7 protein-coding genes are annotated in these 10975 nt (G+C 67.0%); 2 read left to right on the forward strand and 5 right to left on the reverse strand.

What is annotated here, in order from left to right:
• The 5 genes from SX243_22195 to SX243_22215 all read right to left on the reverse strand — a co-directional run.
• Positions 1 to 1936 (reverse strand): sulfatase (locus tag SX243_22195; protein ID MDY7095696.1); only part of this gene is annotated, 1936 nt, incomplete at its 3' end.
• Positions 1937 to 2155: 219 nt separating this feature from the next.
• Positions 2156 to 3760 carry a pitrilysin family protein gene (locus SX243_22200; protein ID MDY7095697.1) on the reverse strand — a complete coding sequence of 535 codons (1605 nt, stop codon included), beginning with the start codon at positions 3758 to 3760 and terminating at the stop codon, positions 2156 to 2158.
• Positions 3757 to 5586: a pitrilysin family protein gene (locus SX243_22205; GenBank protein MDY7095698.1), complete on the reverse strand. Its 1830-nt coding sequence runs from the start codon at positions 5584 to 5586 to the stop codon at positions 3757 to 3759. The genes SX243_22200 and SX243_22205 overlap by 4 nt, the downstream gene beginning before the upstream one ends.
• Positions 5587 to 5845: 259 nt before the next feature.
• The gene (locus SX243_22210; GenBank protein MDY7095699.1) at positions 5846 to 8083 is read right to left on the reverse strand and encodes a TonB-dependent receptor; all 2238 of its coding nucleotides are present in this window, start codon (positions 8081 to 8083) and stop codon (positions 5846 to 5848) included.
• Positions 8084 to 8394: 311 nt separating this feature from the next.
• Positions 8395 to 8799, reverse strand: coding sequence for a hypothetical protein (locus SX243_22215; protein ID MDY7095700.1), 405 nt, complete (start codon positions 8797 to 8799; stop codon positions 8395 to 8397).
• Between the two features lie 215 nt (positions 8800 to 9014).
• Between SX243_22215 and SX243_22220 the strand changes: the two genes are divergently transcribed.
• Positions 9015 to 9398: a hypothetical protein gene (locus SX243_22220; GenBank protein MDY7095701.1), complete on the forward strand. Its 384-nt coding sequence runs from the start codon at positions 9015 to 9017 to the stop codon at positions 9396 to 9398.
• 375 nt (positions 9399 to 9773) lie between these two features.
• A partial coding sequence (locus SX243_22225; GenBank protein MDY7095702.1) for a protein-disulfide reductase DsbD family protein occupies positions 9774 to 10975 on the forward strand: 1202 nt, incomplete at its 3' end.

A 10975-nucleotide genomic window follows, 5' to 3' on the forward strand; every position in this document is an offset into this window, starting at 1 on the left:
GACCGTCGTTCTCCGGCGGCACCTCCACGCCGGCGGCGGCGCGGATGGTCTCGAAGAGGTCGACGGGGGAGGCCAGGGCGTCGACCCGCCGCCCCTCGCTCTGATGGGGCCATTTGATCAACAGCGGGATTTCCGTCAGCTCCGGATCCAGCCGCCCGGCGTGGGAGAACAATCCGCCCTCCCCCAGCAGCTCGCCGTGATCCGCCACCAACACGATGAGGGCGCGCTCGTAGAGCCCGAGGCCGCGCAGCCGGTCGAAGAACAGCCCCAGCTGGGCGTCCATGAATGCCACCTCCGACAGGTAGGCGGCGCGCATATAGGCCAACACTTCCGGCGTCGCCTCCGGCGCCTCCAGGTCGATGATCTTGCGCCAGGCTCCGGGGTTGCCCTGGTCGAAGCGCTGCCAGATGGGGTTGCCTTCCAGATGCTTCCGGTGTTCCGCCAGCCTGAGGCGCTGCTCGAAGGGCTCCGGCGCCCGGTACATGGCGTGGGGGTCGAAGTAGTTGGCGAAGACGAAGAGCTGCTTGCGCTGGTGCTCCTCGACGAAGCGCACCAGGTCCGCTGTCATCTCATCGCCGGACGTCTCGAAGCCCTGGGGGTTGCGGAAGCGGTGGAAGCCGTGGCCGATGCCATAGCGGTGGGAGCACAGCTTGCCGCCGGAGAAGCCGGCGGTGAAGTAGCCCCGGCGCCGCAGGATGGAGGCCAGGGTGGGAGTTCCCGCACCGAGGAATTGGGCCGATACGCCGGCACCGTGGTGGGAGGGATAGAGGCCGGTCATCATCGACGCGTGGGACGGCAGGGTCCAGGGGGAGACGCTGTAGGCACGGTCGTACACCGTCGCCTGCTGAGCGAAGGCATCGAGCACCGGGGTGATGGCGGGGTCTTCCCCGTATGGGCTGAGGGCGTCCCGGCGGGTGGTGTCGAGGGTGATGAGGAAGATCGGCGGTGGGGCTGCCTCGCTCGCCTCGTCTACGGGGTCGTCCGCCCCCTTGGACCCTTCTTGGCGGGGCTCTTCTTGGCGGGGCTCTACCGTGATCTCGGCCCACAGGAAGAGACCCTCGTCCACCCCTTGGGCCTGAAGCTCGAGACGGTGGGTCCCGCCATCGAGAGCGAAGCGCAAGGGGCGGTCGCTCATGGCGGGGACTTCGAGGCTGTGGGTCTGACCCGCCGTTTCGAGCATGAAGGTGGCCGGGGAGGTGGAGAAGTTTTCGCCCCGCAGGTGGAGATATCCCGGCGCATCGAGGTGGACGGTGGTCTCTCCGCGGCCGGGGCCGTCGTGGAGCAGGCCGCCGAATTTCTGCCGGCCGACGCCGGTGACGCCGACGGTGAGGAAGTCACCGAGATAGCGGTAGCGCTCGATTTGCTGTGCGTCGAAGAGCACCTCGTCATCGCCCAGCCGATATCCCAGGCGGGCCAGCGGATTCTCGTGATCGCTGCGGTCGCCGCCGTAGACCCGCTCGATTTCCAACACGTGATCTCCGGGCACCAGCTGCTCTGGGGGCACGGTCGCCAGCAGGTCCTGGCCATCACCGGCGGCGGGGGCCAGAACTTCCTCGCCGTCCCAGAGCACCCGATAGCGGTGGCCACTGGCGGTGTCGGTGGGCTGGAAGAAGAGCTCCAGCGGCTCCTGCGGCTGCCGAGCAATGCGATAGCGCAGGGTGGCGCTGCCGCGGAAGAGCCAGCCGTCCGCTTCGTTCCGGCCGCTCCAATTGTGATCCGGCACCGCGATCAGGGGACCTTCGAAGAAGACCTTGCCGAAGTCGGGGCCCGCCGAAGCGCCCCCGTCGGGACTGCAGGCAGTGGAGCCGAGAAGGGCGAACAGGCCCAGGAGCCACAGGCTGGCGATCCACAGGCGAAGGTCAGAGGCACGGGAGCCCTCGTCAGGCGGTTGGTTCCTGACGGGACCATCGGGAGTGGAAGAGAGCGCTGGGGTCAACGATGGACTCCTGGTGAATTCTCCGGCGGGGAAGCGCCGGTGATCGCTTGGGGCGACATTCTATGCTTTTGCGCCATGGCTTGCTGGGAGGCTCATTCCCGGCGGGCATTATAGGCGCAGATAGTAGAAAGAAGCGGGGCGGCGGACTGGATGTCCACCGCCCCGGGTCGAAGGCTTGTCGGGAAACTGGATCCTACGCCAGGCAGGATCCTTTCCCGCTCAAGGGGCCGAGGCTCCAGTTCCCGAACCGCTGGCCGGCGTGCCACCGTCTCCCGCCCCGTTTTGCATGGGCTTCATGGGCATGGGCTCCATGGTCATGGGGTTGCGCAGCGGCAGGTGGGTGACCTGGCCGTCCTGGAGGTCGCTCATCTTCGCCCGCTGATCGGCGTCGCCGGGGCCGATCTCCTCCCACTTGCCCACCACCAGGATGATCAGTTCCTCGGGCTTGAGGTGCTTTTGAGCCACCCGCTGGACATCGGCGGCGGTGACGCCGCGGAGCCGCTCGCGCCACAGCTGCCAGTACTCGTGGGGGCGGTCGAGGAATTCGTCCTCGGCGTAGGTGTTGACGATGGACTGGGCCGACTCGAAGCGCCGCGGGAAGCTCTCGATGCGGTTCTGCTTCGCCAGCATCAGCTCCTCCTCGGTCACCGGCTCGTCCTGCATGCGGCGGATCTCCTCGAGGGCGATCTTCGCCGCCAGGGCGACGGTGGAGCTCTTCGACTGGTAGAGCACCCGGAACTCACCGGGCCAGAAGGGGCGCGGCTCCAGGTAAGCGCCGGCGGAGTAGGCCAGGCCCTCGTCGGAGCGGATGCGCTTGGTGATGCGGGAGGTGAAACCGCCGGAGCCCAGGATGTCCGACATCACGATCAGCGCCGGCACGTCGGGGTTGTCCCAATTGTCGGTGCGCTGCAGGCTCTGGTGGCCGATGAAGACCTTGCCCTGGGGGATGTCCTTCTCCACGTGGTAGATCCCGGGCTGGGGCTGATGATCCGGCTGCGGTGGCGGCCAGACGGTCTCCCCGGCGGTGCCGGGCCAGTCTGCCAGCCGCTGCTCCAGATTCTTCAGGATGGCCTCGGTTTCCACGTCGCCGGAGATGGCGAAGGTCATATTCTCCGGCCGCCAAAAGCGCTCGTGGAAGCTTTGCAGATCCTCCCGGGTGATGCTCTTCACCGACGCCTCGGTGGGCTGACGGACGGCGAAGTAGTCCTCTCCGAAGAGCAGGAAGTCCCACTCCCGGTCGAGGATCTGCTGAGCGTCGTCGTTGCGCTGCTTCATGGCCTCGTAGATATTGCCCTTCTGGACCTCCAGACGCCCGGCCTCGAAGCCCGGGGTGCGGAGCATCTCAAAGAAGAGGTCGAGGCAGGCGTCGAGGTTGGGCCGCAGGCAGTCGAGGCGAGCTCCGGAGCGGATGTCCCCGCCGAAGCTGGAGATGTCCGCCGCCAGAAATTCGACCTGCTCGTCAAACTCTTCGGCGCTCAGCCGCTCGGTGCCGCCCCGGCGGATCATGGGGCCGGTGAGGTTGGCCAGACCGGCCTTGTCGGCGGGCTCCAGGAGCGCGCCCACTCGCAGGTTCACCGCGATCTCCACCAGCGGCAGAGTGTGGTCCTCCGCGACGTAGGCGGCAATGCCGTCGCCGATCTCGTGGTGATAGCCCTCGGGATCAGGGACTTCGAAGTCCAGCGGCGGGAAGGTGAGCTTTTCCGGCCGCGGCGGGATGGCCTGCTCGGCCTTCGAGCGCGCGTCGGAGAGCGCCGGCGGTGCCGCGGCGAGGGCCATCAGCACGGCGGCGGCGAGGCCGCTCCGCAAGACAGAAATGCGGCTCATGATTCACCTCCCTCGGCGGTCTCGTCCCCGGTCTCAGCAGCCCGTAGCTCGTCAATGCGTTCGCGCAGGGCGCGTTCCAGCAGCGGTACCACCGGCTGCATTTCCGGCGGCATCTGGCTCGACTGCGCCGCCAGCTGGTTGAGCAGGCTCTCCAGCATGGCCGGGTCCTCCGCCGCCTGGATCTGCTTCAGCTGGGCCTGGATCATGGTGCGCATCTGCGGCTCCAGCCCTTCCAGCTCCGGCGGCACCTCCTGGGCCTCGGTTTCGGGGTTGCGGTAGTACAGACCGACGGTGCGGTTGGTGGGATCGAAGTACTCCTTCGCCACCCGCTGCACGTCCTCGGCGCTCACCGCCAGGGTCTTGTCCGCCCAATAGTTGATGTACTCCCAATCCCCCAGGCCGTCGTAGATGATCAGCTGCAGGAGCAGGAAGAAAGGATTCTCCAGGCGCCGGAAGGCGTCGGCGGCGATGCGGTTCTTGACCTTCTGCAGCTCGCGCTCCGGAATCGGTTCCTCCGCCAGCCGGCGCAGCTCCTGGTACCAGGCCTGCTCCAGCTGTTCCGGGGTCGCGTCGCCCTTGGTCTCTGCCGTGACGCCGAAGCGGCCGGCGTATTTGCGGCTGTCCTGGTAGGAGCTGGCGGAAGTGGCGATTTCCTGGTCCAGCACCAACGATTTGTATAGACGGCCGGTGGGGCCGTTGAGCAGGCCGGAGAGCACGTCCAGGACGTAGGAGTCGCGGTGTCGGAAGGGCACGGTGTGGTAGGCGACCTGAATCTGCGGCTGGCAGTCGCACTCTGCCACCATGCGCTTCTCCGCCCGCTGCTCAATCTCCATGGTCACCACGTCCGGCGCCGGCTCTTCGCGGGTGGGTAGACGCCCGAAGTAGCGCTGCGCCATCTCCTTCACCTGGTCGACGTCGAAGTCGCCCACCAGTACGGCGGTGAGGTTGTTGGCGGCGTAGTAGGTGTCGTAGTACTCCTTGGCCTGGGCCATGGTGTAGACCTCGAGGTCCGACGGCCATCCCACCACCGGCCAGCCGTAGGGGTGGCTCTGCCAGAACATGGCGTCGAAGAGCTCGTCGAACTCCCCGGTGGGAGTGGACTCGGTGCGCAGCCGGCGCTCCTCGTAGACCACGTCCCGCTCGGTGTAGAACTCCCGGAAGACCGGCTCGAGGAGGCGATCCGATTCGAGCCAGAACCACAGCTCCGCCTTGTTCGCCGGCAGGGTGATGAAGTACCCGGTGAGGTCGTAGCTGGTGAAGGCATTGAGGCCGGTGGCGCCGTTCTCGGTGTAGATGCGGTCGAACTCGTTCTTGACCATCAGCTCCCGCTGCTCGGCCATCAGCTCGTCGAAGCGCGCCTGGAGCTCCTTGAGCCTGTCGGTGCGGTCCTCGTCGGCGAAGGGGTCCTCGATCTCGCCGAGTCGCGCGCGCTCCCGCTGCAGCCGGTACTCGGCGCGAATCTGATGCTGGATCTCCTCCAGCTCGTCCATGATCTCCAGATCGCGGTTGATGTCCGTGGTTCCGAGGGTCTCGGAGCCCTTGAACATCATGTGCTCGAAGAAATGGCTGATGCCGGTGATCCCCGGCCGCTCGTTGGCGGAGCCCACGTGGGCTACCCAGCCGGCCCGCACGGTGGTGAGCTCCGGCTGCCGGACGAGTAAGAAGTTCATGCCGTTGTCGAGCTCGAAAGTCTGCACCGGCACCTGCGCCTGGGAGTCGAAGGAGGTTTCCTCCGCACCGGTCGTCGCGACCGGAGCGAGGGCTGCGAGCAGCACTCCCAAGACCGTCAGCGCAGACGCCAAACGGTTGAGTCGATGGTTGTTCATGCGTTTCCCTGCCAGTTGTGTTCAGTAAACGCCCCGGGCCACTGACTCGCCGCCACTTCCCGAAGCACCAGTTCGTGAGATTACCACCCTGACGCCGTACGTCCTACAAGCGTCGTAGGCCTGAAGCCCACGAAAGCTTGGGGTGAACTTCTTGATACGGGGCGGGTGGGGGTTGGGTTGCATCCTCCTCCCGTCGCCCCTCGAATCCAATCCCGGGTGGGCCGTGGTTCGCTACCCACCCGGGATGGGAGCCTTAGCTCTACAACCCCACCTCAAACCCCACATAAACACTCCGCCCCGGCTCCGGCACGGGGGCGCCGGTGAAGGGGTTCAAGGTGTTGAGGTGGGTGGTGTAGGCCTCGTCGAAGAGGTTTTCGATGCCGCCGCGGAGCGACAGGCGGTCGGTGAGGGGGCCGCCGAGGCGCAGGTCGACGGTGGTGTAGCCGTCGGTGGGGCGCTCCAGGCGGGAGGTGGCGACGCGGTCTTGGTCATCGACCCAGCGGGTCTCCAGGCTGGTCCACCAATTTGCAAGCCGGGTCGAGGCGGTCACGCCGCCGAGGTCGAGGCGCAGGCCGGCCTGGGCGCTCAGCGGGAGTTGGCCGAAGGCGGGCTCGTCGAAGGTGCGATCCTCGCCGCGGACTAGCTCGGCGGCGGTCCACCAGGAGGCGTGCTGCCCCAGCTGGTGGCGCCAGCGGATCTCGCCGCCGTAGAACACCGCCCGATCGCCGTTGATGTAGCGGTAGACCAGCTGCGGGGAGAGGGGCAGGCGGCGGGGTAGGTTCGGGTCCGGCTGGACGGTGATGTAGTCGTCCATGCTGCGATAGAAGAGGGCGATCTCGAAGCTGCCGCTGGGGCTCGCCGTCTGGGCGCCCAGGTCCACCTGCAGGCTGCTCTCCGGTTCCAGCCGGGGATTGCCGACGAATTCGGAGCCGATCTGGAAGCGGCTGGAGGGGAAGCGGTCGGCGTAGAGCTCCAACGAGTTGGGTACCCGGGTGGCGCGGCCGATGCCGGCGGTGATCAACCAACGCTCGCCGAGGCGCCGCTCGGCGCTGACGGCGGCGCTCCAGCTGGTGTCGTCCCAGCTGGGATCTTCGCTACCGAGACCGTTGGCGGTGCGGTAGAACTCGGAGAGCTCTTTCGCGTCGTAGCTCGCGTCGTCGACGCGCACCGTCGCTCCCAGCTGCCAGGAACCGCGGTGGAGCACTCCCTGGCCGTAGGCGCCGAGGGCTCGCCCCTCCGAGTCCGGCCAGGCGCGATCCTCGAAGAGCAGCTGGTCCGTGTCCCGGCGGAAGATGCGCCGGGTGGCGGTTTGCTCCACGACGTGGCCGTCGGCTCCTACTCGCCAGCTCCAATCTCCGGTGCCCAGGACGGTGAAGAGCCGAGCCCCGGCGGTGTTGGACTCGGTAGGCAGGTCGACCCGCAGCGCGAAGGGCGGGATGCGTCCCGGCACCGGCTGGGCGGAGGGTTTTTCGTCGTTGTTCATGCGGTGGTCTTTGCGGTTGACGTAAACCTGGCCGAAGACTTCCTGCACCGCAGCGCCGGAGGCATAGGTGAGCTTCACGTCGTGGGAGCGGGTGCGGAAGTAGGTGGCGTCGAGCACGCGCCCGGGGTAGTCGATGTCGTCCTGGGCCTGGTAGCCGCCGGAGTACTTCACCAGCCACGGATCGCCGGGTTTCCAATCCCAGGACCAGCGCAGGTTGGAGGACTCGTAGTCGCCGGGTACCTCCTCCCCATCCCCGCTCTCGTAGTCGCCGCCGGTGCGGTATTCGCCGAGGAGCTGGAAGCCGCTGCCGGCGCCGGCCTTGGCGAAGGAGAGGTGCCCGCTTTGAGCGTCGACGTTGCTGCGGTAGTCCGCGCCGCCGCGTAGCGTCCAGGCTCCGTTGCCCGGAAGGCCGAGGGAGTGGGTGCGCACGTCCACGGCGCTCAGGGCGCCGGCGCCCCAGGTGAGAGCGTAGGGTCCCTTGACCACTACCACCTCGTCGACGCTGTGGGGGGCGGCGTGGCTGATCTCCGAGTCCATGCGCCCCGGGCCGGCGGCGAAAGTGCGGGTGCCATCCACCAGCATCGCCACCTGGGTCTCCTGGAGGCCCCGAACGGTGGGGTCCAGATTGACCGGGCCGCGGCGGAAGGCATCGAGGCCGGGCTGGCCGCGCAGGCTGGTGGCGAGATCGAAGCTGGCCTGGTCGGTGAGCATCGCCGAGTCCAAGGCCACCTCCGATGCCATTTCCGGCAGCGTCGAGGTGACCACGATGCGCCGGCTCACCGTGGCCAGCTCCAGCTCGACGCGCAGGGTTTCCCGGTCGTTCGAAGAGCCGAGAGCGACCTCCGCGCTGGCAAAGCCCTTGTGGCGCACGGTGAGAATCCAGCCACTGGCGGATCCTTCTGCTTCTTGAAGACCCGGGGAAGCGGGAATTCTCCAGATTCCCTGGCGACTCGTGCGGCCCCGGGCGAGCTCGTGCTCCCCGGCGGTGCTGAGGACGACCTCTGCGCCGGCCACCGGAATGCCCTCCGGGTCCACCACCTGCACCGTGGAGGGCAGCTGTGCCGCCAGGGGCCCAGCGGCGATGAGGGTCAGGAACGCGACCCAGAGACTCCATGAGCCCCATGGGTGGCGGGATCGGTGTCTGTTTGAAATCTGGTTCCTACAGGATGAAGTCCTCGATATCTGTTGCATGACAAATCTCCCAAAATCTCGACTGGAACGGTCGACCCAGCTGTCGAGCACGGGCGAGCTCGCCCGCGGCCTCCGGAGAATGCCTCCGAAGACGCGCACGGTGCGCTGGCCCGGCGACCACGGCCGGGGCGGAATTACGACGCTGTTCGGAGGGTCGAGACGGGAGGCCCACGAGCCGGCAGGCTGTGGATCAGGGGCTTGAAGGAGGTCGACGCGTCGGCCAGCACCGAGGCGGTCCGAGGCTGGAGTTCATGAAGATCGGCACCAGGCTCCAAGAAGGGTTTGAAGACCGTGGTGTGCTGGCCCACGTCGAGGCTGGGGCAGCTGTCCATGCAGTCCGAGGCTGGCAGAAGATTGCCCTCGCCGCGGCTCTTGTCGATGCGGTGCCGTTCCGGCGGGCGGTCGGCGCAGGCCATGTAGCAGCGGTCGCCACAGCAACAGGGCAGATCCTCGTGCTCCGGAAGCTCCAGACCCGCCGCCGTCAGGCTCAGGACGAGCCAGAGGTAGAGGAGCGGGCGGATGAATCGGGATGGGCACATGGTGGAAGCTGGCCGATCCCGCTGAGGCTGAATAAATGGGATCGGATTCCCAATCTTACCGCTTACGGAGAGGGAGGGGCGGGGCAATCGCAAGATTCCTCTCGTGGCGTTCCTTGCCTGTTGATGTAGAGTGCCGGGAGTTTCGAGTCTTCGTGTATTCGGGCTATCGCTACATTTTTTGGATCGTGGCCCACCATTCCTTGAAAGGAGCAGCCATGCGCACTCTCATGACCCTCGCCTTCTTGTTGATTCTGTGGACCGGATCCGCTGCTGCAGAGATCGCCGAGCCGCCGGCTGTCCCGGCGACCGACACCGAGGCCGCTTCGTCCACCATGACCTCTCCCGCCATGACTTCTTCCTCGATGAAGGCGTCCGCCAAGCCCTCCTGCGGCGAGGCCACCGGGTTGGGTGGCGACCTTTCGTATCTGTCCTTCGAGGTCCGCCCCCAACCCTTCCCCAACGAGTGCATCGACTGCACACCGTGCTCGCTGCAGGGCCACTGCGGAGTGGACAGCAACGGCTACTTCCTGGGCGTTTGCTCGCCGCCGGGCAGCTCGTATTGTCACTACCTCTCCTACAGTGCCTGTACGTGCTATTGAGGGCACCTTGTTGAGGACCGGTTCCTGAAGAGGGGCCGTTGAGCTTGGTCGCGAGGATTCCTTCCGCACTCCGGCGAGCGGCGATGTCGACGGGAATCTCCTCGCGGTGTGAGCGGTTATATGTTGTGACAGGGATCGCCGGTCGAGGCCGGTGATCTGAGTTGGGTCGCGGCCGTCCAGCCTTGGAGCTGGGCGGTCGTTTTCGACCGACAATGGCCACCGCCGATATCGATAGCGAGACTTGTAATCACCGGAGCGCCAGCCTAGCTCGAACTTGCCAGCATCCGCTCTCCTCGCCTCTCCATCGACCTCTCCCCGCAGCCCATAGACCGTAGAAGACGCCACCGGATGCCCGGGACCCCCTCGAGATCCTTCATGCCCAGCCCCCTACGATCATCGACCTTCCTCGCCCTCTCGGCGCTGGTTCTCACGTTGCTCACGCTCCCCGTCGCCGGTGAGGCGGCCAAGGAGACTGGAGCGGCGGGGAGCGAGATCTTCCAATCGCCCCGCACCGCGGTTCAGCTGGTCGCCGAGCAGCGCTCGGTCCGCGCCGGAGAGCCGCTGCGGATCGGGCTGCGCTTCGATCTCACCGAACACTGGCACGTGTATTGGCGCAATCCCGGAGACTCGGGCACCGCGCCGATGGTGGAATGGGAGTTGCCGGAGGGCTGGAGCGCTGGGGAGTTCCAATGGCCGGTGCCTAAGCGCATTCCCGTCGGTCCCTTCGTCAATTTCGGCTACGAGGGCGAGATCGTCCTGCCGGTCTTACTCGATCCTGGATCTATCGTCTCCGGCGGTGCGTCCGCTGACGCTCCGGATCGCTGGCGGGTGGTGGCGGACGCGGAGTGGCTGGTGTGCCGCGAGGAGTGCATTCCTGAAAGCGCGCGCTTCACCCTCGAGTTGCCCGTGGCTGAAGGAGACTCGGAGCCGTCCCGGTGGGCGCCGCTCTTTGCCGAGGCCGACGCCCGCCAGCCGGTGGAGGTGCCGGGAGTTGCATCCTCCATCCGTGACCTCGGGGACGGCACGCTGAAGCTTGAAGTCGAGTATCCCTCCGACCTGGACCTGGCGAGCTCCGAAATCGATTTCTTCCCCGCCGATCCCACCGCCGTCGAGCATGCCGCAGCCGTCGAGGTGGAGGCTTCAGCGGATGCCGGCGACGAGGCGGAGAGGCGTCTGACCTTGACGCTCCAGCGCTCGCCGTACGCCGCCAGCGAGGTGCAGAGCCTGGACGGCGTTTTGGTGGCCAGCTCCCGGGAGCCGCGGGACGAGCGCTCGGTGGCCTTGGTGATCGAGGCTCGGGCGCCGCGAACTGCCGACACGGCCGCTGCCGGCGGGGCGGTTTCTGAGACGGCGGAGGGTGCCGACGCCGTCGGTGCCGGACGCCCCGGCGTTGCCGCCGCCCTCGGCCTTGCCTTTCTCGGCGGTGTGTTGCTCAACCTCATGCCCTGCGTCTTCCCGGTGCTCTCGATCAAGATTCTGGGGCTGGTGGGCCATCGCGAGGATCCCGCGGCGGGGCGGCGTCACGGTCTTCTCTTCGCCGCCGGGATCCTGGTGTCTTTTTGGGTTCTCGCCGGCGC

This window comes from Acidobacteriota bacterium, assembly GCA_034211275.1.
Lineage (GTDB): Bacteria > Acidobacteriota > Thermoanaerobaculia > Multivoradales > JAHZIX01 > JAGQSE01.

Excerpts from the sequence above, each read along its gene's own strand:
- SX243_22205 (MDY7095698.1), bottom strand. The coding sequence starts at position 5,586 with ATGAACAACCATCGACTCAACCGTTTGGCGTCTGCGCTGACGGTCTTG.
- SX243_22220 (MDY7095701.1), top strand. The coding sequence starts at position 9,015 with ATGCGCACTCTCATGACCCTCGCCTTCTTGTTGATTCTGTGGACCGGA.
- SX243_22200 (MDY7095697.1), bottom strand. The coding sequence starts at position 3,760 with ATGAGCCGCATTTCTGTCTTGCGGAGCGGCCTCGCCGCCGCCGTGCTG.
- SX243_22215 (MDY7095700.1), bottom strand. The coding sequence starts at position 8,799 with ATGTGCCCATCCCGATTCATCCGCCCGCTCCTCTACCTCTGGCTCGTC.